The following is a 21,485-nucleotide window of genomic DNA, read 5'->3' as shown; positions in this document are numbered from 1 at the left end:
TGATGAAACTGAACAAACAAAACCTCAACCGTCTCGCCCCCGAGGTAGTGCTGCCCGCCTACTCCCTGAGCGACACTCGCCAGGGCATCGCGCATATCGGCGTCGGCGGTTTCCACCGCGCCCATCAGGCGTATTACACCGACGCGTTGATGAACCTGGGCGAAGGCCTGGACTGGGCTATCTGCGGCGTCGGCCTGCGTGCCGAGGATCGTCGCGCCCGGGACGATCTCAAGGAGCAGGACTGCCTGTTCACCCTGTTCGAACTGGGTGATACCGACGACACCGAAATCCGGGTGATCGGGGCGATCCGTGACATGCTGCTGGCCGAGGACAGTGCCCGGGCGCTGATCGATAAACTCGCCGATCCGCAGATCCGCATCGTTTCGCTGACCATCACCGAAGGCGGCTATTGCATCGATGACAGCTCTGGCGAATTCATGGCCCATCTGCCGCAGATCCAGCACGACCTGGCGCACCCGGATGCACCGAAAACCGTGTTCGGTTTCCTTTGCGCCGCGCTGGCCAAACGCCGGGCGCAAGGCACACCGGCATTTACCTTGATGTCCTGCGATAACCTGCCGCACAACGGCGCGGTAACCCGCAAGGCATTGCTGACCTTTGCCGCGCTGCGGGATGCCGGGTTGCGGGACTGGATCGAGGGCAACGTGAGCTTCCCCAATGCCATGGTCGACCGCATCACGCCAATGACCAGCACCGAACATCGCCTGCAACTGGCGGACAAGCACGGCGTGGACGATGCCTGGCCAGTGGTCTGCGAGCCGTTTGTGCAATGGGTGCTGGAAGACAAATTCGTCAACGGCCGCCCGGCCTGGGAAAAGGTCGGCGTGCAGTTCACCGACGACGTCACGCCTTACGAAGAGATGAAGATCAAGCTGCTCAACGGCAGTCATCTGGCGCTGACGTATCTGGGCTTTTTGAAGGGCTATCGTTTTGTTCACGAGACCATGAACGACCCATTGTTCGTGCGTTACATGCGCGCCTACATGGACCTAGACGTCACACCGCAACTGTCGCCGGTACCGGGGATCGACCTGACCGAGTACAAGAACACTCTGGTGGCGCGCTTTTCCAATCAGGCCATTGCCGATCAACTGGAGCGCGTGTGTTCGGATGGTTCGTCGAAGTTTCCCAAGTTCACCGTTCCCACGATCAACCGCTTGATCGCCGATGGCCGGGAAACCAGGCGTGCGGCGCTGGTGGTGGCGGCCTGGGCGTTGTATTTGAAGGGCGTGGATGAGCATGGCGACACTTACTCGATTCCTGATCCGCGGGCGGCGTTCTGTCAGGCATTGGTGGCCGACGATGCATTGATCACCCAGCGGTTGCTGGGGGTCGAGGAGATTTTTGGTTCGGCGATACCGCGTTCGGCGGAGTTTGTCGCGGCGTTTGAGTGGTGTTGCAACAGTTTGCGGGAGGTTGGGGTGACGCGGACTCTGGAGCGGGTGCTGGCTTAAGTAAGGCAGTGGATGCACTGCCGTCTTCGCGAGCAGGCTCGCTCCCACAGGCGAATGCATTTCAAATGTGGGAGCGAGCCTGCTCGCGAAGGGCTTCACCGAGATCGACCTGACACACCAAGGACTTTTCCATGGCAACCCGACAACTATTCCTGGGCATCGACTGCGGCACCCAAGGTACCAAAGCCCTTATCCTCGATGCCCTCAGCGGCCAGGTCCTGGGCCAGGGCTCGGCGGCGCATACGCTGATCAGCGGCGCCAACGGTCGTCGCGAGCAAGACACCACGCAATGGCTGGAAGCGTTCACCCTCGCCACCCGCCGCGCGCTGTTGGCGGCCAATGTCGACGGCATGGACATCCTCGGCATCGGCGTTTCCGGCCAGCAACATGGCCTGGTGCTGCTCGACGATCAGGGCCAGGTCCTGCGCCCGGCCAAACTCTGGTGCGACACCGAAACCATCGCGGAAAACGATCGATTGCTGGCTCATCTGGGCGGCGAAAAGGGCTCGCTGGAACGCCTTGGCGTGGTTATCGCACCGGGGTACACCCTGTCCAAGCTGCTGTGGACCAAAGAGCAACACCCGGAAGTCTTTTCCCGTATCGCCCGCATCCTGCTGCCCCATGACTACCTCAACTATTGGCTCACCGGCCGCAGTTGCAGCGAATACGGCGATGCTTCCGGCACCGGCTACTTCAACGTGCGCAGCCGTCAGTGGGATTTGCAGTTACTGCGCGACATTGACCCCACCGGGCGCCTGCAAGCCGCGCTGCCGGAACTGATCGACGCCCACGCGGCTGTCGGCACCGTACTGCCGGGTATCGCCGAACACCTGGGCATCAACCCGCAAGCGCTGGTGTCCAGCGGCGGCGGCGACAACATGATGGGTGCCATCGGCACCGGCAACATCCAGCCCGGCGCGATCACCATAAGCCTCGGTTCATCCGGCACGGTTTACGCCTATGCCGACCAGCCGAAAATCAGCGCGGATGCGTCGGTCGCGACCTTCTGTTCTTCCAGTGGCGGCTGGCTGCCGCTGATCTGCACCATGAACCTGACCAATGCCACCGGCGTCATTCGTGAACTGTTGGAACTGGACATCAAACCCTTCAACGACCTGGTGAGCCAGTCCCCCATCGGGGCCGAAGGAGTGTGCATGCTGCCGTTCCTCAACGGTGAACGTGTCCCCGCCCTGCCCCACGCCACCGGTAGCGTGCTGGGCTTGACCATGACCAATCTGACCCGGGCCAACCTGTGCCGTGCCGTGGTCGAAGGCACCACGTTCGGATTGCGATATGGGCTGGACCTGATGCGCCACAATGGCTTACAAAGCCGCAGCATCTGCCTGATCGGCGGTGGCTCGAAAAGTCAGGTGTGGCGCCAGATCGTCGCCGATACCATGAACAGCCCCGTGATCTGCACCGAGCAAAGTGAAGCCGCCGCCCTTGGCGCGGCGATTCAGGCGGCCTGGTGCAAGTCCTGGGCAAACGGGCAAGAGGACAGTCTGGCCGATCTGTGCGCGCGTTGCGTGAAACTCGACCAGGCCAGTGAAACCCTGCCGATTGCCGAAAACGTAACAGCCTCGCAAAAGGCCTATGAACGCTATCAACAGCATGTCGCAACCCTTTAAAGAGTGAACAACTATGTATCTGGTGTGTGGCGAAGCGCTGTTCGATTTCTTCAGTGAAAACGATGCCAGCGGTCTGGCTTCAAAAGTGAATTTCAAGGCCATTGCCGGCGGCTCGCCGTTCAACGTCGCCGTGGGTTTGCGTCGTTTGGGCGTGGACGCCGCGCTGCTTGCCGGGCTGTCCACCGACTACCTGGGTCGGCGTTTGCTGCAAGTGCTGCAGGAAGAAGGTGTGCGCACGGACTATCTGCTGGATTGCGCCGCGCCCACGACCCTGGCGATGGTCGCGGTCGGCGCCAATGGCTCGCCGCACTACAGCTTCCGGGGTGAAGGCTGCGCTGACAGGCAGTTGAGGCCCGAACATCTGCCGACGCTCGGGCCTGAGGTGCGCGGACTGCATATCGGCTCGTTCTCGCTGGTGGTGCAACCGATTGCCGATACCTTGCTGGCACTGGTGCAGCGCGAAAGCGGCAAGCGACTGATCAGCCTCGATCCCAACGTGCGGCTCAATCCGCAACCGAACATCGAGCTGTGGCGTTCGCGGATTGCCACCCTGGTCGAGCATGCCGACCTGATCAAGGTCAGCGATGAGGACTTGAGCCTGCTGTATCCCGAGCAGGATCCTGCGCGGGTCATCGACGGCTGGCTGCAGCATCGCTGCCAGTTGGTGTTCCTGACCCGGGGTGGTGAAGGTGCGACGGTGTTCAGTCGTGCGTTTGGGTCATGGTCGGTGCCGGCCTGTTCGGTGCAGATCGCCGATACCGTGGGGGCTGGCGATACGTTCCAGGCGGCGTTGATTGCCTGGTTGACCGAGCAGCAGATGGATTCGGTGGAGGGTTTGCAGCGGCTCAGTCGTGAGCAGATCGACGGCATGGTTCGGTTTGCGGTTCAGGCAGCTGCTCTGACTTGCGGCAAAACCGGGCCGGATTTGCCGTATCGGCATCAGTTAACGCTTCAGTGAAGCTGATGGCCTCTTCGCGAGCAGGCTCGCTCCCACAGGTTTTGTGTTCACTGAAGATCCAGTGTGGGAGCGAGCCTGCTCGCGAAGGCATTCTGCCAGGCGCTACAAAACCGAAAAGTTGTAGCTGATGATCAACCGGGTCTCATCCACATCCCGGGCGAATTTTTCGTAGTTGGTCCGATACGTCGCGTTGCGCAAGCGCAGGCTGACATCCTTGAACGCCCCGCTCTGCACCACGTACTTGAGTTCGCTGTCGCGCTCCCACTCCTTGCCTTCCTGATCGCTGCCCGGCACCTTGATGTGGTCGCCATTCACGTAGCGGGTCAGGAACGTCAGGCCGTTGAGGCCGATGGCCTTGAAATCATAGTCGTAACGCAACTGCCATGAGCGCTCTTGCGCGGCGGCAAAGTCGTTGACCTGCACGTAGTTGACCAGATACGGATTGGTGCCATCCAGGTACGGCATCGAGTTGTCACCGTTCATACGCTGCCAACCGGCGCTGAACGTATGGCCGCTGATGGCGTAGGCAAGCATCCCGCTCAACGCCCGGTTGTCGATGGAGCCCGCGCGGGCCGCGCCGCTGTCGGCACTCTTGAGCAAGCGCAAATCGGCCTTGAGCACGCCGCCGCCCAAGGGCTGGTTGGCCAGCAAGCCGAGAAAATGCTGGCGGTAGATGTCTTCGAGTTCGGCGTAGTGATACTGGCCGGTCAGGCGTTCATTGATCTTGTAGTCAAAGCCATACATATCGAAATGATCGGCTGTGATGTTGCAGGCATAGCGCTTGTTCTTGCAGTGCACGCGGATGTCCTGGGAATCCGTGGAATCCCGGGCGGTGTACTTGTCCAGGCGCGCGGCCATGAAGGACAGATCCTTGACCTCCCTGGACGTAAGCATCGCGCCGTTGAACATCGTCGGCAGCAGACGTCCGTCGTTGTATTTGAGCAACGGCACGTCCGGCAACAACGCGCCGTACTTCAACACGCTTTGCGAGACCCGGACCTTGGCGGTCAGGCCGAGCTTGGCGTATTGGTCCACCGAGCCTCGCGGGTTACTGCCGCTGGAGGGTAGCAGGCCGCTGTTGCTACGGTCCGGGCTGGAGTCGAGCTTGATACCGAGCATGCCCAATGCATCGACACCAAACCCGACCGTACCCTCGGTGTACCCCGATTGCAGGTTGAGAATAAAGCCTTGGGCCGACTCTTCGCGCTTGGACGCGCCTTGCTCGGTAGACGTGTGCCCGTCACGAAAATCACGATTGAAATACACCGTGCGCGATTCGATGTTTGCCTTGCTGTCATCGATGAAACCGCCCGCTTGAGTCGGTCCGGTAAAACCGGCACACAGGACTAAAGCGCCGAAGCCGAGTGACTGGCGCGCGGTGATCAAGGTAAAGGGGGGACGCATGAAAAACTCCAACAGTGCTGCGCGGACGCCAGGGCGCACGCAGCCAAAAATAGCCTTCGCCCGGACCAGTGGCTGGCCGGGGAAGTGAACACGCGGGGGTGAGGGGCAATGATGGCAGAGGGCTTTTCCTGAATGCAGACGACTTTAGTCTGAACGGGATTGGAATGCTGTAGGAGCGAGCTCGCTGGCGAAAAACCTTAGGCCGCTGCTGGGCCTCTGACCTCACGCGTTATCGTTCACGTGCATCACTAACCATGCTCGCTCCTGCAGGAGAACCGCCAAACGGTAGTGGCAAAGCGACAGGTGGCGTTCAGGTGGGTTAACCAATGCTTAATCGTGCGGTCCAACACTTACTGGACCGCACGCCTTCAGAGTCCTCTGACGCCCAGTGCGGCAGGTTCGACGACACGTCGAGCAACCTTGCGACTGCACTGGAGATTGCCTCATGAACTCGCGCGCCCTGCTCGTTTCCGCTGCCTTTGTGTGTGTCTCGTTTACCGGTCTGGCCCAGGCCAACGACACCACCTCCTCTCAAGCCGTGCCCTCTTACCACTACGGCATGCCTCTGCATGTAGGCAAGGTCATTGCGCTGACCGAACCCGACACACTCGACTGTGAAGTGATCACTGCGAAAATGACCTACATCGATGATCAGTCGGGTAAACCTGCGGAGCTCGCTTACCGGAAACTTTCTGACGCCTGCAGTTATCAGAACTGACGGAAAAGTCTGAAATAACGCCTTGCGGTATTCGCGTGAGGGATCTGACGCTATGCTCTGGATCCCTCACTGCCGCAAGGATCAGCCATGCAGTTCTCGTTTCGCACGTTGTCGATTTTTACCGCCGTTTTGTGTCTGTTGCTGGCCTTGATCTGGGGTGTAATACCCGACTGGATGCTGGCCACCTGGGATATCGACTATTCACTGGCGGCAGGTCTGATTGCCCGACGCACGGCGGTGCTGTTTCTGGCGTTGGGCGTGATGTTTTATCTGGTGCGCAACGAAGCGCCCTCTGCGACTCGCAATGCGCTGAGCAATGGCTTCATGGTCGGATGCTGGGGGTTGGCGGTACTGGGCTTCGGTGAATGGCTCAATGGCCATGCCGGACCGGGTATCTTGCTTGCGGTCGGAGTGGAACTGGCGCTGGGCCTGGCTTTTTTTCAGACCCGGCGCGTGTCGGTGGAGTTCGAAGCCGCGGGTTAAAGTGCTTTACGCATCGGCTGGGTATGCCCGGGTTCGATGTAGTGATGCTGGAGATCGGTGCGCAACCCTGCGATCAGTTCGTTGATTTCCCGACAGCCATTGAGTCGCCGGGCATCGATACCCGTCTTCAACAGATCCAAATGGTCGGTTTCCCCATCGGCGTACACTTTTACGGTCATCGACAAATCCGGCGACAGCGTGCATTGGCAGCGTCTCGGCAGGAAACTGCTTTCAATGATATTGCGAAGTTCCAAGGCAGAAAGAAACATGGCGACCCTCTCCTTTTGTGAGACTGCCAATCAACCATCGGCGCTGACTCATTTGATATCCCGGTCAGCTCAAGAACAGATACAGCATAAAACATGCCTTGGAATGCGCCCGGTTGTTCATCGGTAAATCAAGGTTTTGTGTAACCTCGCATTAACACCTGCCATGCAATTTGCAAAAAAGCGCCTGCGATCACCGTGCAATTTGCACACACTTGCCTGTTTGCAATAGTTGAGACGGCGTAAAAAATTCGACCTGCGGCGTCGGGTCAGCTCGACAAAGCTGTCATGGAGTAACCGGATTATCGTGCCGGAGCGGACCTTCATGTGTCCGCTGCTGACCACCACCTTCACGCCGGAGCGTCACTTAACCCGGCGCGTTCTGCCACATACCGCAAACTGTCGAAATTGATGTTGGCGCCAGAATCTATGGCCACGAGGCTCTGGCCCCGGGCGCCGGTGCACGCTACGTACTGCTTGATCCCGGCTACGGCCAGGGCGCCGGAAGGCTCGGTGATCGAACGGGTATCGTCGTAGATATTCTTGATCGCGGAGCAAAGTTCATCATTGCTGACTGTCAGCACTTCATCGACGCAAAACCGGCACAATTCGAAGCCATGGGCACCGATTTGCGCGACCGCCACGCCATCGGCAAAGGTGCCCACGGTGGGCAGGACCACACGCTCATCGACTTGTAGCGCTGCGCGCAAGCAAGCGGAATGTTCTGACTCTACGCCGATGATGCGCACTTCAGGCCGCAGGTATTTGACGTACGCCGCGATGCCGGCGATCAAGCCGCCACCTCCCACCGGGACAAAGATCGCGTCCAGCGCCCCCTGATGTTGGCGCAGGATCTCCATGGCGACAGTGCCCTGTCCGGCGATCACATCCGGATCGTCGAAGGGCGAAACAAAGGTCTTGCCGGTTTGCTGTGCCAGTTCCAGCGCATGGGTCAAGGCAAACGGAAAGCTCTCACCGTGCAGCAATGCCTCGGCGCCGCGACTGCGCACGCCCAGCACCTTTAACTCCGGCGTGGTGGCAGGCATGACTATCGTGGCCTCGATGCCTAACTCCCGAGCTGCCAGTGCCACGCCCTGGGCATGATTGCCGGCCGAAGCGGTGATCACGCCGTGAACTTTTTGCGCGGTGCTCAGGTTCACCAGTTTGTTGTAGGCACCACGGATCTTGAAGGAAAAGGTCGGCTGCAGATCTTCGCGCTTGAGCAGAATCTTATTGCCCAGCGCCTGGGACAACGCGGGGGCCGGTTGCAGCGGCGTACACACGGCCAGTTCGTAGACCGGCGCGGCGAGGATCTTTTTGACGTAATGCTCTAGCAGGGTCTGTTGGGCGGTGGCGCTCATGTTCGTCTCCTGATATTGATCAGAACCCCGAGACAGAAAATGAAAACCCGCCTCTAGGGCGGGTTGGGTGCTGCAGTCGTGAGCTAGCCCGCCAAATGAGGAATGGCGGTAATAATGCTTGGCTGGCAGCGCAATACTGTGGAAGTCATGCCCGAAAACTAGCCGGGTGCTGATGGCAAGTCAATGGCTAATGTCCATCGGCGGCTGTAGGCTGGCAATTCTGCTCATCGTCCCAAGGAGGGAAACCATGAAGCCTGTCGCCCTACCCCTGATTGCCCTGATTGCCTTTGCCGGCTACACCGTTTCGGTGATGCTCCAGGCCGAACAGTCTTTGATCGATTTTGGCATCAGCCTCATGTCACGCCCGGATACAGCGCAGGTGGTCATTGATCTTTATTTGCTGGCGACGCTGGCCGGCATCTGGATGTACAAGGATGCGCGCAAGCGCGGGAAATCGGGGTGGTCGGTGGTGCCGTATCTGGTGGTTACTGCTGTATTTGTGTCGGTTGGGCCGTTGTTGTATCTGGTGGTGCGTAATCTCAAGGACATCAAAAAATCGGTGAGTGTTTCGCAACAGGGCTGATCCCGAATTTGAAGTACTGTTGGTATTGCCTTCGCGAGCAGGCTTGCTCCCACGGAAAGCAGTAACGCCGCAGATCCCTGTGGGAGCGAGCCTGCTCGCGAAGACGGTCTTACAGTCACCTGATTCACTTCGCCAAGCGCTTCAGCCCAAGCACCATCACCCCCGCCCCCAGCATCATTGCGCTCAGAAACATCGGATAGGAAACCCACCACGGCGTACCTGCCGTCATCATGCTGAACTCGGACATGCCGCCAATGCTCGCGATCAGGTTCAACGGCAGGAATACCACGTTGATCAACGTCAACTTGCGTAGCAGGTTGTTCATGCTGTTGTTCATCAGGTTGCCGCGCGCGTCGATCAGCCCGGAGAACACCGTCGAGTAGATTTCAGCCTGTTTGTAGCACTGGTTGTTTTCGATGATCAGATCGTCGATCAGGCCAATGGCATGGGCGTCGAAATGTTCCTTTTGCGCATGGTTGCGCAGCCGGGTCAGGACTGCACCATTGCTGTGGATGGCGTTGATGTAATAGATCAGGCTTTCGCTGAGATTGAACATCTGGATCAGGTGCTGATTCTGCATCGATGCGTTGAATTTCTGTTGCAACTCCCGGGCAACCAGCTTGATGACTTTCAGGTGACCCAAATAGTGATGGATGTTGTTGAACAACAGATCAAGTAACACATCCTGCGGCGTGTTCAATGCCTTTCCCCTGCCGAGCCCATTGAGCGGTGCGTCGTCAGTGGCGATTACCAGCAGGCGATCCGCACAAAACAGCAGGCCGCAGGACGATACTTCGAAAGACAGACTACCGGCACCCGAGTAGTTTTCCGGGCGCTTCCAGATCAGGAACAGGTTGTCGGGGTGGAACTCGATCCGTGAAACCTCATCGGGGTCAAGCGCCGAAGCCAGGGCATGCTCATCAAGCTTGAAGTGACTGTGCAGCAGGTCCCGCTCGGCGGCATCGGGGTTGCTGAACAACATGACGTCGGCATCCAGGCGATCAACGGCGTGCAACGCGCCATCCGCCAATTGAAAACGCTTGATCATCGGCCGCTCACCAGGCCTGGCCGCGACGTTTAAGCTCCAGGCGGCGAACAAACTCTTCCAGCACCAATGAATACAGGTCGTCCTGCAGGTAGGCGTCTTCGATGCCGGCGTCCAGGTTCGGGTTGTCGTTGACTTCGATCACCACCACTTTGTCGCCGGACTGCTTGAGGTCGACCCCGTAGAGGCCATCGCCGATCAGGTTGGCGGTTTTGACCGCCAGTTCCACCACTGCCCGCGGCGCTTCGTGAACCGCCAGGGTGCGGCATTCGCCGTTGATGGCCTGGCCCTTGGCCTTGTGGTTGTAGATTTGCCAGTGGCCCTTGGACATAAAGTATTGGCAGGCAAAGATCGGTTTGCGGTTGAGCACACCGATGCGCCAGTCGTATTCGGTGTAAAAGAACTCCTGTGCCAGCAACAGTACCGAGTGTTCGAACAGCTCGGCGGTGGCTTCGAGCAGCGCTTGCCGGCTTTCGACCTTGATCACGCCTCGGGAGAAACACCCGTCGGGGATTTTCAACACCAGCGGAAATCCCAGCCGTTCGCCAACCCGTTCGAAGTCTTCCGGTCGCTCCTTGTAGAGGATTTCGGTGGCGGGCATGCCCAGTTGATGGCTCTTGAGCAGGTCGGTCAGGTACACCTTATTGGTGCAACGCAGGATCGACGCCGGGTCGTCCATCACCACCAGTCCTTCGCTCTCGGCCTTCTTGGCGAAGCGGTATGTGTGGTTGTCGACGCTGGTGGTCTCGCGGATCAACAGGCCGTCGTACTCGGCAATCCGTGCGTAATCCTTGCGTTCGATCAATTCGACGTCGATACCCAGCGTCCTGCCGACCCTGACAAAATTGTCCAGCGCCTTGGCATTCGACGGCGGCAAAGCCTCCTGGGGATCGTGCAGGATGGCCAGGTCATAACGGGCCAGCCGTCGTGAACGCGGCAGGCGCCAGATCTTGCGACTGAAACTGTCCAGGGAATGGGCGAATTGATCTTCCTGATCCTCTCGCAACTTGTGCAGTGCGCCGGACTTTATGCCTTCGATGTGCCAGCCATTCGTTCGGCGAAATTCAACTAACAAGATAGGGCAGGCAAAGACTTCGAATAACTGTCGGGCCAGATCCTGCAAGGGTTCAATATGGGTCTTGCCGAAATAAAGTGTCAGGGTAAAACCCTCGGTGTCGCTGTAAGCATGATGGCTGAGGGCTTTTTCCAGGGCTTTATCCAGATCGTCCAGCGCCAATCCATACAGGGATTTCCGGGTCAGTTCGCTGATAGTCCGCACCGACGGAATGACCTTGTGCCCGCGGGCTTCGCCCAGCAGCGAGCAGTAATAACCGTGCCCCAGGTACTTGTAGCTGCGGCACAGGTTGATGACCTGAACGCGCTTGCCTTGCTCATTGTCGCGGGTTTGTTCCAGGTATTCCTGAGCCGTGACGATGTCTTCGCTGGGAAAATAAGAGGCCCAGTCTTCCTTGCGTTCGACGATGATAATCAACTGGCTCGAAGTTCTGCTGGTGTCTTTTAAATAAGTTGCCGCTGGCAAAGTTTGCTCGGATACTTCGCGCCAATGACCTTGTACCGCTGACATAGTGATTGATCCGTTGGAGAACAAGACCTTTCCTATTAAGCACGAGATTTTTTGAAAGTCTCGTTCCGTTACGCAACTTTTACGGCGGTCATATGAATACCCTTTTTCGTTCGGCGGTAATCAAAGACTTACCCGCTTTATTGCAACTGGAAGAGCAATGCTTCACCACAGACCGGCTCAACCGTCGCAGCTTTCAATGGATGATCAGCCGCGCCCACGGACAACTGCTGGTGGCCCAACGCGGTGAGCATCTGTTGGGTTATGCGGTGGTGCTGTTCCACCGAGGCACGTCGCTCGCGCGTCTGTATTCGATTGCCATCGCGGCCCAGGCCCGGGGCAATGGACTGGGCAAGCAGTTACTCGATCGCGTCGAAGCCTGCGCTCTAGAGCACGATTGCGCCTATTTGCGCCTGGAGGTGCGGATCGACAATCCAGGGGCGATTGCTCTGTATGAGCGTAATGGTTACCAGCGCTTTGCCCTGGTGAAAGACTATTACCAGGACCATGCCGATGCATTGCGCCTGGAAAAACGCATCCTGCGGCGAGGGAGCTTGTCGGATCGCCGCACCGTCCCGTTCGGCGGCGCAGCCGTCGCAAGACCTGTTTGCACGATGAGCCAGAAAGAATGCCGGGGGGCGCTTCGCACCCCAACGGGAGCAAGCTCCCTCGCCACAGGATCAAAAGCTACTTGAGGCCGATCTTGTACAACGCCCCGTTCTCTTCATCGGTCAGCACGTACAAATACCCATCCGGTCCCTGCCGTACATCGCGGATGCGCTTGTTGAGTTCGCCCAGCAAGCGCTCTTCGTGAACGACCTTGTCGCCGTCAAATTGCAGGCGGATCAGTTCCTGGGTCACCAGTGCGCCGATAAATGCGTTGTGCTGCCAGGCCTTGAAGCGATCCCCGTCGTAGAACGCCATGCCGCTCAGCCCCGGGGATTTTTCCCAGACATGGTGCGGCCGGAGGGTGCCCTCGGCGGTTTTTCCGTTGGCTTCCGGGATCGGCAGGCCGGAATAGTTGATGCCGTGGGTGGCCAGCGGCCAACCGTAATTCTTGCCACGTTCAATGATGTTGATCTCGTCGCCGCCCCGGGGACCGTGCTCGTTTTCCCAAAGGGTGCCGGTCCAGGGATTGAGCGCCGCGCCTTGCGGGTTGCGAACGCCGTAGGCCCAGATCTCCGGGCGCACACCCGCCTGACCGACAAAGGGGTTGTCGTTCGGCACCTTGCCATCCGGGTAGATCCGCACGACCTTACCTTGCAGTTTGTCGAGATCCTGGGCGGTCGGGCGATCATTGTTTTCGCCCAAGGTAATGAACAGATAACCATCGCGGTCGAACACCAGTCGCGAACCGAAATGGTTGCCGACGGAAAGCTTGGGTTCCTGACGGAAAATCACGGTGAAATTCTTCAGGTTCGCCAGATCTTCGGACAACTGCCCGCGACCGACGGCCGTGCCGGCCTTGCCACCCTGACCGCCACCTTCGGCGTACGACAGATAGATCGTGCGGTCCTGCTTGAAATCCGGTGACAACGCCACATCCAGCAAACCGCCCTGCCCTTTGGCCCAGACCTTGGGTACGCCGTTGATGGGTGCCGAGAGTTTGCCGTCGGCGCTCACCACTCGCAGGTTGCCGGGTCGTTCGGTCACCAGCATGCCCTTGCGGTCAGGAAGGAATGCCAGCGCCCAAGGATGCTCCAGCCCCTGGACGATCGGCGTGACCTCCAGGGTGCCCTGCTCGCTTTTCAGGTCCTGGGAAGGCGCCGCCAAGGCAGGCAGCGTGGCGGCCAGTAAAGCGCCGGCGCATGCAAAGGCCGGGAGAGATTTGCAAAACATGGACGGTTCCTTTTGTCATGTAGATGGTTCAGCGATTGCCGGTGGCAGCATCTCGATGAGGTGGATTGGGTATGAATTTCGGCGCACTGGCAGGGGGCGACTGAGTTTGCGGATAGCGATTGCCAATGCCGCCGTTGTCGAGGGTCGGCGGTCGCGGCACCGGCACGGTATTGGGCCCGCGAATGGCCGGCGCGCTGGGTTGGGTGCCCTGCATGCTGTTGGGGTTGGCACGGCGGATCGGGCTGTTGTAGGGATTGTTGTTGCTGTTTGGCAGGTTTTGGGCGACCTGCAACGGTTCTCGCGGCGAAACGCCCTGCGCGAGAACCTGATGGCCGAGAACGCCGCTCAAGGCCAGCAGGATGAGGCCGGGTACGCATCGGTTCATGGGAAGCCTCTCGACGAATGCGTGAATAGTGTCTTCGATAGCACGCTACGCCCAGGGTTCGGATTTGTTAACCAAAACCTCCACAGCGAGATGTAACACGAAGTTGATCCAGCACTGGAACGGACTGCAAGTCACTGAAACTTTTGCACAAGGGCGCGGGTCACCTGAACATCACTTGCGAGTAGACGACCATGGCACGGGCAATCTGGAAAGGCGCAATCAGTTTCGGGCTGGTGCATATTCCTGTGGCGCTGGTCTCGGCGACTTCATCGCAAGGGGTGGATTTCGACTGGCTCGACAGTCGCAGCATGGACCCGGTGGGCTACAAGCGCGTGAATAAAGTCACCGGCAAGGAAGTCACCAAGGAACACATCGTCAAAGGTGTCGCTTACGAAAAAGGCCGCTACGTGGTGCTCAGCGAAGAGGAAATCCGCTCCGCACATCCGATGTCGACCCAGACCATCGATATCTTTTCCTTTGTCGACAGCGAGCAGATTCCGTTGCAGAACATCGACACGCCTTACTACCTGGCACCGGACAAGCGCGGCGGCAAGGTCTACGCACTTCTGCGTGAAACCCTCACCAAAACCAACAAAGTCGCGCTGGCGCGCGTGGTGCTGCATACCCGTCAGTACCTCGCCGCCTTGATGCCGCTGGAATCGGCCCTGGTGCTGGTGAAACTGCGCTGGCCGGCGGAAGTGCGCAGCCTGGATGAGCTCGCCCTGGGTCCGGACGTGACCAAGGCCGAACTGGCCAAGGGTGAACTGGACATGGCCAAGCGCCTGGTGCAAGACATGAGCGCCGAGTGGTCGCCGGACGATTATCGGGATGAGTTCGAAGACAAGATCATGGCGTTGGTGGACAAAAAGGCCCATGAAGGCAAGATCGAGGATGTTGAAACGGATACGGGGGAAGAGGCTCGCAAGACGGCGGATGTGATCGATTTGACCGAGTTGCTCAAGCGTAGCCTGGGTGGCAAGGGGGCAGATAAGCCAGCCTCCAAGCCCAAAGCTGCAAGCAAACCTGCGGCAAGAAAGAAAGTCAGCAAGTGATCTGTTGAATGTCCCGGCCTCTTCGCGAGCAGGCTCGCTCCCACAGGGGATTTGCGGTGCACGCAGGCCCCATGTGGGAGCGAGCCCGCTCGCGAAGGCTTTTTCAGATCAGGACAAAGATCGCCAGCAAACCACCAAAGATCGCCCACTTCTGCAGGTAATAGAGTTTGCGGTTGCGCTTCTTCAGTTCCTTGCCATGCAGGCGAATCTTGTAGATCTTGCCGAACAGACGATTGATGCCACCGGTCTTGTCGCCCGCCTCGTTCGGAGCGCCGGCGGCCGACATGACGGTGCGGCTGAACCAGCCATTGAACGCTGCCGCCCAACGGTACTTCATCGGACGCTCGACATCGCAGAACAGAATGATGCGGTTCTGCCCGGTGGTGTTTTCGGCGTAATGAATATAGGTCTCGTCGAACATTACCGCTTCACCGTCGCGCCAGTGGTAGTTCTGGCCGTCGACATTGATGTAGCAACCGGCGTCGTTGGGCGTTTCCAGGCCCAGGTGGTAACGGTAGGAACCGGCATAGGGGTCTCGGTGACGCACCAGTTTGGAACCCGGGGGCAACTCGGCGAACATGGCAGCCTTGATCGAGCCAATGCTCTGCACCAGCTCGGTGGTGCGCGGGCAGAGTTTCATTGCCGACGGGTGGCTGTCGCCGTACCACTTGAGATAGAAGCGTTTCCAGCCGGTCTTGAAAAACGAGTTGAAGCCGACATCGTCGTACTGGTTCGAACGCTTGATCTCACCGGCCCGCAGCAGGTTCTGGCCTTCGGCGCGAATTTCTTCCCAGTGGGCCTGCAATGGACTCAGGTCGGGGAAATCCGCCGGATTGAGGTAAGGCTTGTTGGGGATCTTCGAGAACAGATAAAGGAAGCAATTGATCGGTGCGAGAAACGTCGAGTGATCGCTCAATTGGCGGCCGAGTTTGTGACGCACGCGACCACGCAGGTGAACGTAAGCAACGGATACAACGTAAATTGCGGCAATGATGAGTTTCACGGAAATCGTCACACGTCAGAAGTGAACAAACTGCGCCCCCTGCCAGCCAGCAACCTGCGGGTCTTGTGCAGCGTCTGAAAACGAAACAGCGGTCTCTGCGCCCGTCCTTGAGCGACGCCGGACATCGGCATCCGGTCGAAAGATGGCATTTTAGCCATCGTCTGTAACCAATTGTTAGCGTTCAAGTGTGAAAATCTGTCCACCGGGAATGGTCAAAGCAGCGCTGCGGTCTTATTGCCCTATCGTTTAAAGAGCCAGACCAGTACAATCGCCGCCAAACTTTACGCGCCCCCCCTTGGTTGATGACGGGTATGACCCCGGCCTCAGCGCACTTCGACTCGGCCGCACCCCTTGCTACTCAGAATGCTTCGCAGGAAAAACCTTTGATCTCTACAGCTAACATCACGATGCAGTTCGGCGCCAAGCCGCTTTTCGAAAACGTCTCGGTCAAGTTCAACGGTGGCAACCGTTATGGCTTGATCGGCGCCAACGGTTGCGGCAAGTCGACATTCATGAAGATTCTGGGCGGTGACCTCGAGCCATCCGGTGGCCAGGTCATGCTCGAGCCGAACGTACGCCTGGGTAAATTGCGCCAGGACCAGTTCGCCTACGAAGAATTCACCGTGATCGACACCGTGATCATGGGCCACGAAGAGCTGTGGAAGGTCAAGGCTGAGCGCGACCGCATCTACTCGCTGCCGGAAATGAGCGAAGAAGACGGCATGGCCGTGGCCGAGCTGGAAACCGAGTTCGCCGAAATGGACGGCTACACCGCCGAATCCCGCGCCGGCGAACTGTTGCTGGGCCTGGGCATTCCCCTGGAACAGCATTTCGGCCCGATGACCGAAGTCGCACCAGGCTGGAAACTGCGCGTGCTGCTGGCGCAGGCGCTGTTCTCCGATCCGGAAGTGCTGTTGCTCGACGAACCGACCAACCACCTGGACATCAACACCATCCGCTGGCTGGAAACAATTCTCACGGCGCGTAACAGCACCATGATCATCATTTCCCACGACCGTCACTTCCTCAACAGCGTCTGCACCCACATGGCCGACCTGGACTACGGTGAACTGCGCCTGTTCCCGGGCAACTACGACGAGTACATGACCGCGGCGACCCAGTCCCGCGAACAACTGCTGTCGGACAACGCCAAGAAAAAAGCACAGATCGCCGAACTGCAGACCTTCGTCAGCCGCTTCTCGGCCAACGCCTCGAAAGCCAAGCAGGCCACTTCCCGCGCCAAGCAGATCGACAAGATCCAGCTGGCCGAAGTCAAGCCATCGAGCCGCGTAAGCCCGTTCATCCGCTTCGAACAGACCAAGAAACTGCACCGCCAGGCCGTGACCATCGAGCAGATGTCCAAGGGTTTCGACGGCAAGACCCTGTTCAAGAACTTCAGCTTCACCGTCGAAGCCGGCGAGCGCGTAGCGATCATCGGCCCGAACGGTATCGGCAAGACCACCCTGCTGCGCACGCTGATGGGCGAACTGAACCCGGACGCCGGTTCCGTGAAGTGGACCGAAAGCGCGGAGCTGGGCTACTACGCCCAGGACCACGCCCACGACTTCGAAGACGATGTCAGCCTGTTCGACTGGATGGGTCAGTGGACGCAGGGCGAGCAGATCATTCGCGGCACTCTGGGTCGCATGCTGTTCTCCAACGACGAGATCCTCAAGTCGGTCAAGGTCATCTCCGGTGGTGAGCAAGGTCGCATGCTGTTCGGCAAGCTGATCCTGCAAAAACCGAACGTACTGGTGATGGACGAACCGACCAACCACCTGGACATGGAATCCATCGAGGCGCTGAACCTGGCGCTGGAGAACTACCCGGGCACGCTGATCTTCGTCAGCCACGACCGCGAGTTCGTATCGTCCCTGGCCACCCGCATCATCGAGCTGAGCCCCAATGGCGTGACCGACTTCAGCGGCACCTACGATGACTACCTGCGTAGCCAGGGTGTGGTGTTCTAAGGGCAGCTATCAGTTTCAAGCTGCAAGCTGCAAGAAAAAGCCCTGTCCTGGTGATGGGGCTTTTTGCATTTCATGACCTGATTTTTTTTGCCAAGACCATTCGCGAGCAGGCTCGCTCCCACATTTGGAATGCATTCCCCTGTGGGAGCGAGCCTGCTCGCGAAGCGGTCCTTATGAACAACGATGATTTAGAGACAAGTAGTTAGCCTGCTTCCTTTTATCCCGCCGCCAAGCCATCATGCAGTTCTCCCACCGCCGCCCGCGAACGAGCCCTCATGTCTGCGCAGCAACAGCCACCGCAAAGCTCCATGGCGATCACCCTGCAGATCGTCTCTATCGTTTTCTATACCTTTATTGCCTTCCTTTGCATCGGCCTGCCGATTGCGGTGTTGCCGGGGTATGTTCACGAGCAGCTCGGGTTCAGCGCAGTCATCGCGGGATTGACCATCGGTTCGCAGTACCTCGCCACCCTGCTCAGCCGGCCCATGGCCGGGCGCATGTCCGACAGCATCGGCACCAAGCGCGCGATCGTTTACGGCTTGTCCGGCATTGTGTTGAGCGGCGTGCTGACGCTGCTGTCGACGATGTTGCAAAGCTTGCCGTTGCTCAGCCTGCTGATCCTGATCGCCGGCCGCCTGTTGCTCGGCATCGCCCAAGGCTTGATCGGGGTCGGCACCATCAGTTGGTGCATGGGCCAGGTGGGTGCCGAACACACGGCGCGCTCGATTTCATGGAACGGCATCGCGTCCTATGGCGCAATTGCCATCGGCGCGCCGCTGGGTGTGGTGATGGTCGATCAACTGGGGTTCACCAGCCTGGGGATCGCCCTGTCGGTGCTGGCCGCGCTGGGGCTGCTGTTGATCCGCAACAAACCTTCGGTGCCGGTGGTACGGGGTGAACGCCTGCCCTTCCGGGCCGTGTTCGGGCGCATTGCGCCCTTCGGTGCGAGCCTGAGCCTGGCCTCCATCGGTTACGGCACCCTGACCACCTTCATCACCCTGTATTACGTCAATCGCGGCTGGACCGGCGCGGCTTACTGCCTGACGGTATTCGGCGTGTGCTTCATTCTGGCGCGGTTGTTGTTCATCTCCAGCATCAGCCGCTTCGGTGGATTTACCTCGGCCATTGCCTGCATGACCATCGAAACCGTCGGTCTGGCGCTGCTGTGGTTCGCGCCGTCGACGGGCTACGCCTTGATCGGCGCCGGGCTGACCGGATTCGGCCTGTCGCTGGTGTATCCGGCCCTGGGCGTCGAGGCGATCAAGCAAGTGCCCAACTCCAGCCGTGGCGCGGGGTTGAGTGCCTATGCGGTGTTTTTCGATCTGGCGCTGGCCATTGCCGGGCCATTGATGGGCGCGGTGGCGCTGAACCTGGGGTATTCGTGGATTTTCTTTATCGCGGCGTTGCTGTCGGTGAGTGCGTTGGCGTTGACATTGCTGCTCAAGCGCCGGGCGATGGATTAAGGCCCACCGCAATCCCTGTGGGCATCTATTGATCCGCGGTCTGCATCCCCGCCCGGGTCGCCTTGCCCAGGGTATGGGAGAAGAAGCGCCCGGCCTCGGAAATCAGATTGCGATGAATGTCTTCACGGTCGACGCCATCGGCATCGGTGCACAGTGCCGGCATGATCACGATCTGTTCGTCGTTGCACGGCGCCATGAACACGAAGTGCCCTGCCCCGGCCAGTAATTTGAAGTCTGGCGTGACTGGCAGTTTGCGCGCCAGTGCGGCGGCGTTTTTGTCGAAGGGCACCAGTTTGTCGCCGTCACCGCTGTACAGCAGTACCGGCACATGCACGTCGGCCAGGGTATGACGACCGAACTTGAGGCTCAGCGGCGCCATCAGCAACAACGCACGGACGCGCGGGTCAGCCACCGGTTGCAAGTCATCACGGTCGACGATCAGCTCGCCCTGGGTATTACAGGCATCGCGGTCGTCCGGACGTTCCTGACAGTAACGGCGCAGGCGATCCAGGTCCGGTGTCGCGCCAGACAGTATCAACGCTGTCTCTCCACCCGCCGAATAACCGATGACGCCAACCTGATCGGCATTGACGAACGGCGCCAGCATGCGGTCGCCCAGCGTTGCAGTGATGGCTTCGGAAATCTGGATCGGCCGGCCGTAGAGGTTGCTGATGGTGCCGAGCCGACTATGGTCTTTAGAGTTGTCCCCCGGATGAATCACCGCCACCACCACGAACCCCTTGCGTGCCAGCGACGTGACCAGGTCATGCAGGGCCAGCGGGGTTCCGGTGTTGCCGTGGGACAGCATCAGCAGGGGAAAACGGCCCATGGCGACTTTGGTGTCTTCGCCGGCCTCGACCGTGTACCCCTCAAGCTTGCTGGCGTGCTCTTTTTCGCTGGACGGATAGAACGCGATGGCGCGCATCGGTTGCAGATCAAGGGGATCGAGGAAACTCATCTCGTGGTAGCCGACGCTCCAGTGAGGATGCGGCGCAGGGGCGGCGTGCACTGAATTCAGGCTGCTGAACAGACACATCAGTAATGTTGCACAAAGACGCATCATGGGATGCCCCACCCTGTACCGAACCGGAGACGTTCACCCTCGACTGCATAACCCGGGCCATACCGTTGAAATCATGCAACAGCTAGAAACAAAAAACTCCGCACCTGACCCTTGCGTGATCAGAATACAGAGTTTTTTGGGGATTGCCTGCGTCGTTCGACGTCTTTACGCACGCCTTACGCGGCGGCGAACAGTTGCTCACTGATTTGCGTGTGGGCGTCGCTCATGGCTTTGATACGCACTTCGTCACCGTAGGCCAGGCCGTGGGCGCGGACGAATTCGATATCGGTGATGCCGAGGAAACCGAACATCACTTTCAAGTACTCTTCGTGGGCAACGCCGGTCGCCTGGCCCGCATGCAGACCACCGGAAGTCGAAACGATCACCACTTTCTTGCCACCGCACAGGCCTTCAGGACCGGCTTCGGTATAGCGGAAAGTCTGGCCGGCAACGGCGATGCGGTCGATCCAGGCCTTCAGCTGAGTCGGGATGGTGAAGTTGTACATCGGTGCTGCAATCACCACGGCATCGGCGGCAAGGAATTCGGCCAGGGTCGAGGCGCTCAGCTCGGCTTCGTGCTGTTGTGCGGCGTCGCGCAGTTCAGCGGTCGTACCGGCTGCCACCAGGGTGGTCGAGGAGAAATGGCTGATGGCATCGGCGGCCAGGTCGCGGTAGGTCACCACGGCCGTTGGCTCGGCGGTTTGCCAGGCTTTCACAACTTCGCTGCTCAGCTGACGGGAAGCCGAGTTGTCACCAAGAATGCTCGAATCGATATGCAGCAGTTTCATGTGGGATCTCCAGGTGAGGATCGCCGCCAGGGCGATCTGATGGAGACAATCCTACAGACGAAACCAATAGTTGATTAGGCTGCATAAATGCGAAAGTTTGTCCTGCCGATAGAACAATCGAGGTTCACCTGCAATACCGTCAAGGCCCAAGAGGTTAGCTGATCGGTCACCTCTCCCCGCTGACTATTGAGCATCAAATCCCAGCGCAGCCACCCGTGCATCCGACCAAAATCCCTGATTGCCGTCGCGGTATGTTGATCCGGACATTGGCAGAAATAGTTGTACAAAAAAATTGACTTGTACAGTGCGCACCCTATCCTTTAAAAGCTGTACAAGAGTTATCAAATTGTACAAGTAAAGAGAAGGGGTAGAGCTCCATGGTCGATCGCGCGCACACCGGAAAGACCAGGATCAGCGCC

Annotated in this window: 19 protein-coding genes and 1 pseudogene; 10 read left to right on the top strand and 10 right to left on the bottom strand. The window is 59.0% G+C overall.

Annotated elements, in window-relative coordinates; all coding sequences use genetic code 11:
* The first annotated feature begins 2 nt into the window (after window positions 1–2).
* The 3 genes from CKW21_RS12105 (at window position 3) to CKW21_RS12095 (ending at window position 4,061) form a co-directional block, all read left to right on the top strand.
* A complete protein-coding gene (locus tag CKW21_RS12105; RefSeq protein WP_095194200.1) occupies window positions 3–1,475 on the top strand; it encodes a mannitol dehydrogenase family protein in 1,473 nt (490 codons plus the stop codon).
* Between the two features lie 131 nt (window positions 1,476–1,606).
* Window positions 1,607–3,103 carry a xylulokinase gene (gene xylB / locus CKW21_RS12100; RefSeq protein WP_095194199.1) on the top strand — a complete coding sequence of 499 codons (1,497 nt, stop codon included), beginning with the start codon at window positions 1,607–1,609 and terminating at the stop codon, window positions 3,101–3,103.
* Between the two features lie 13 nt (window positions 3,104–3,116).
* On the top strand, window positions 3,117–4,061 hold the full coding sequence (locus CKW21_RS12095) for a carbohydrate kinase (RefSeq protein ID WP_095194198.1): 945 nt from the start codon (window positions 3,117–3,119) through the stop codon (window positions 4,059–4,061).
* Window positions 4,062–4,163: 102 nt separating this feature from the next.
* On the opposite strand, the gene CKW21_RS12090 is transcribed toward CKW21_RS12095, so the two are convergent.
* Window positions 4,164–5,465, bottom strand: coding sequence for an OprD family porin (locus CKW21_RS12090; RefSeq protein WP_095194197.1), 1,302 nt, complete (start codon window positions 5,463–5,465; stop codon window positions 4,164–4,166).
* A gap of 445 nt (window positions 5,466–5,910) precedes the next feature.
* Between CKW21_RS12090 and CKW21_RS12085 the strand changes: the two genes are divergently transcribed.
* Complete coding sequence (locus CKW21_RS12085; protein ID WP_095194196.1) at window positions 5,911–6,183, top strand: DUF2790 domain-containing protein; 273 nt, start codon at window positions 5,911–5,913, stop codon at window positions 6,181–6,183.
* A gap of 87 nt (window positions 6,184–6,270) precedes the next feature.
* A complete protein-coding gene (locus CKW21_RS12080) occupies window positions 6,271–6,666 on the top strand; it encodes a hypothetical protein (RefSeq protein ID WP_095194195.1) in 396 nt (131 codons plus the stop codon).
* Here CKW21_RS12080 and CKW21_RS12075 read toward each other — a convergent pair.
* Both CKW21_RS12075 and ilvA read right to left on the bottom strand, forming a co-directional pair.
* On the bottom strand, window positions 6,663–6,935 hold the full coding sequence (locus tag CKW21_RS12075) for a DUF1652 domain-containing protein (protein WP_095194194.1): 273 nt from the start codon (window positions 6,933–6,935) through the stop codon (window positions 6,663–6,665). The genes CKW21_RS12080 and CKW21_RS12075 overlap by 4 nt on opposite strands.
* A gap of 347 nt (window positions 6,936–7,282) precedes the next feature.
* Complete coding sequence (gene ilvA, locus CKW21_RS12070; RefSeq protein WP_095194193.1) at window positions 7,283–8,293, bottom strand: threonine ammonia-lyase, biosynthetic; 1,011 nt, start codon at window positions 8,291–8,293, stop codon at window positions 7,283–7,285.
* 247 nt (window positions 8,294–8,540) lie between these two features.
* Between ilvA and CKW21_RS12065 the strand changes: the two genes are divergently transcribed.
* Window positions 8,541–8,876: a DUF2834 domain-containing protein gene (locus CKW21_RS12065; RefSeq protein ID WP_095194192.1), complete on the top strand. Its 336-nt coding sequence runs from the start codon at window positions 8,541–8,543 to the stop codon at window positions 8,874–8,876.
* Window positions 8,877–9,000: 124 nt separating this feature from the next.
* Here the strand turns inward: CKW21_RS12065 and CKW21_RS12060 are convergent, their stop codons facing one another.
* Window positions 9,001–9,924, bottom strand: a complete 924-nt coding sequence (locus tag CKW21_RS12060) for a magnesium transporter CorA family protein (RefSeq protein ID WP_095194191.1) — start codon at window positions 9,922–9,924, stop codon at window positions 9,001–9,003.
* 7 nt (window positions 9,925–9,931) lie between these two features.
* Complete coding sequence (locus CKW21_RS12055) at window positions 9,932–11,506, bottom strand: RimK family protein (RefSeq protein ID WP_095194190.1); 1,575 nt, start codon at window positions 11,504–11,506, stop codon at window positions 9,932–9,934.
* A 92-nt stretch (window positions 11,507–11,598) separates the two neighbouring features.
* On the opposite strand from CKW21_RS12055, the pseudogene rimI reads away from it, so the two are divergent.
* Window positions 11,599–12,048: pseudogene (gene rimI, locus CKW21_RS12050) on the top strand (ribosomal protein S18-alanine N-acetyltransferase); the annotation flags it as partial.
* Window positions 12,049–12,190: 142 nt separating this feature from the next.
* On the opposite strand, the gene CKW21_RS12045 reads toward rimI, so the two are convergent.
* Window positions 12,191–13,342, bottom strand: a complete 1,152-nt coding sequence (locus CKW21_RS12045) for a PQQ-dependent sugar dehydrogenase (protein ID WP_095194189.1) — start codon at window positions 13,340–13,342, stop codon at window positions 12,191–12,193.
* Between the two features lie 28 nt (window positions 13,343–13,370).
* Complete coding sequence (locus CKW21_RS12040; protein ID WP_095194188.1) at window positions 13,371–13,727, bottom strand: hypothetical protein; 357 nt, start codon at window positions 13,725–13,727, stop codon at window positions 13,371–13,373.
* Window positions 13,728–13,918: 191 nt separating this feature from the next.
* Here CKW21_RS12040 and CKW21_RS12035 point away from each other — a divergent pair, with 191 nt between their 5' ends.
* Window positions 13,919–14,779, top strand: a complete 861-nt coding sequence (locus CKW21_RS12035) for a Ku protein (RefSeq protein WP_095194187.1) — start codon at window positions 13,919–13,921, stop codon at window positions 14,777–14,779.
* Between the two features lie 103 nt (window positions 14,780–14,882).
* Here the strand turns inward: CKW21_RS12035 and lpxO are convergent, their stop codons facing one another.
* Window positions 14,883–15,782, bottom strand: a complete 900-nt coding sequence (gene lpxO, locus CKW21_RS12030; RefSeq protein ID WP_095194355.1) for a lipid A hydroxylase LpxO — start codon at window positions 15,780–15,782, stop codon at window positions 14,883–14,885.
* A gap of 383 nt (window positions 15,783–16,165) precedes the next feature.
* Here lpxO and CKW21_RS12025 point away from each other — a divergent pair, with 383 nt between their 5' ends.
* The gene (locus tag CKW21_RS12025; protein WP_095194186.1) at window positions 16,166–17,752 is read left to right on the top strand and encodes an ABC-F family ATPase; all 1,587 of its coding nucleotides are present in this window, start codon (window positions 16,166–16,168) and stop codon (window positions 17,750–17,752) included.
* Window positions 17,753–18,027: 275 nt separating this feature from the next.
* Window positions 18,028–19,215 carry an MFS transporter gene (locus CKW21_RS12020; RefSeq protein ID WP_095194185.1) on the top strand — a complete coding sequence of 396 codons (1,188 nt, stop codon included), beginning with the start codon at window positions 18,028–18,030 and terminating at the stop codon, window positions 19,213–19,215.
* A gap of 25 nt (window positions 19,216–19,240) precedes the next feature.
* Here the strand turns inward: CKW21_RS12020 and CKW21_RS12015 are convergent, their stop codons facing one another.
* Window positions 19,241–20,278, bottom strand: coding sequence for a dienelactone hydrolase (locus CKW21_RS12015; RefSeq protein ID WP_095194184.1), 1,038 nt, complete (start codon window positions 20,276–20,278; stop codon window positions 19,241–19,243).
* A gap of 176 nt (window positions 20,279–20,454) precedes the next feature.
* Complete coding sequence (locus CKW21_RS12010) at window positions 20,455–21,066, bottom strand: FMN-dependent NADH-azoreductase (RefSeq protein WP_095194183.1); 612 nt, start codon at window positions 21,064–21,066, stop codon at window positions 20,455–20,457.
* Window positions 21,067–21,485 lie beyond the last annotated feature (419 nt).

The sequence above is a fragment of the Pseudomonas sp. Irchel 3A7 genome, from assembly GCF_900187565.1.
In the GTDB taxonomy this organism is placed as follows: Bacteria; Pseudomonadota; Gammaproteobacteria; order Pseudomonadales; family Pseudomonadaceae; genus Aquipseudomonas.
This window is presented reverse-complemented; position numbering and strand designations above follow the sequence as displayed.

What these genes read in the sequence shown, in the direction of transcription:
- CKW21_RS12105 (WP_095194200.1), top strand. Translation starts at nt 3, where the DNA reads ATGAAACTGAACAAACAAAACCTCAACCGTCTCGCCCCCGAGGTAGTG.
- xylB (WP_095194199.1), top strand. Translation starts at nt 1,607, where the DNA reads ATGGCAACCCGACAACTATTCCTGGGCATCGACTGCGGCACCCAAGGT.
- CKW21_RS12095 (WP_095194198.1), top strand. Translation starts at nt 3,117, where the DNA reads ATGTATCTGGTGTGTGGCGAAGCGCTGTTCGATTTCTTCAGTGAAAAC.
- CKW21_RS12090 (WP_095194197.1), bottom strand. Translation starts at nt 5,465, where the DNA reads ATGCGTCCCCCCTTTACCTTGATCACCGCGCGCCAGTCACTCGGCTTC.
- CKW21_RS12085 (WP_095194196.1), top strand. Translation starts at nt 5,911, where the DNA reads ATGAACTCGCGCGCCCTGCTCGTTTCCGCTGCCTTTGTGTGTGTCTCG.
- CKW21_RS12080 (WP_095194195.1), top strand. Translation starts at nt 6,271, where the DNA reads ATGCAGTTCTCGTTTCGCACGTTGTCGATTTTTACCGCCGTTTTGTGT.
- CKW21_RS12075 (WP_095194194.1), bottom strand. Translation starts at nt 6,935, where the DNA reads ATGTTTCTTTCTGCCTTGGAACTTCGCAATATCATTGAAAGCAGTTTC.
- ilvA (WP_095194193.1), bottom strand. Translation starts at nt 8,293, where the DNA reads ATGAGCGCCACCGCCCAACAGACCCTGCTAGAGCATTACGTCAAAAAG.
- CKW21_RS12065 (WP_095194192.1), top strand. Translation starts at nt 8,541, where the DNA reads ATGAAGCCTGTCGCCCTACCCCTGATTGCCCTGATTGCCTTTGCCGGC.
- CKW21_RS12060 (WP_095194191.1), bottom strand. Translation starts at nt 9,924, where the DNA reads ATGATCAAGCGTTTTCAATTGGCGGATGGCGCGTTGCACGCCGTTGAT.
- CKW21_RS12055 (WP_095194190.1), bottom strand. Translation starts at nt 11,506, where the DNA reads ATGTCAGCGGTACAAGGTCATTGGCGCGAAGTATCCGAGCAAACTTTG.
- CKW21_RS12045 (WP_095194189.1), bottom strand. Translation starts at nt 13,342, where the DNA reads ATGTTTTGCAAATCTCTCCCGGCCTTTGCATGCGCCGGCGCTTTACTG.
- CKW21_RS12040 (WP_095194188.1), bottom strand. Translation starts at nt 13,727, where the DNA reads ATGAACCGATGCGTACCCGGCCTCATCCTGCTGGCCTTGAGCGGCGTT.
- CKW21_RS12035 (WP_095194187.1), top strand. Translation starts at nt 13,919, where the DNA reads ATGGCACGGGCAATCTGGAAAGGCGCAATCAGTTTCGGGCTGGTGCAT.
- CKW21_RS12020 (WP_095194185.1), top strand. Translation starts at nt 18,028, where the DNA reads ATGTCTGCGCAGCAACAGCCACCGCAAAGCTCCATGGCGATCACCCTG.
- CKW21_RS12015 (WP_095194184.1), bottom strand. Translation starts at nt 20,278, where the DNA reads ATGATGCGTCTTTGTGCAACATTACTGATGTGTCTGTTCAGCAGCCTG.
- CKW21_RS12010 (WP_095194183.1), bottom strand. Translation starts at nt 21,066, where the DNA reads ATGAAACTGCTGCATATCGATTCGAGCATTCTTGGTGACAACTCGGCT.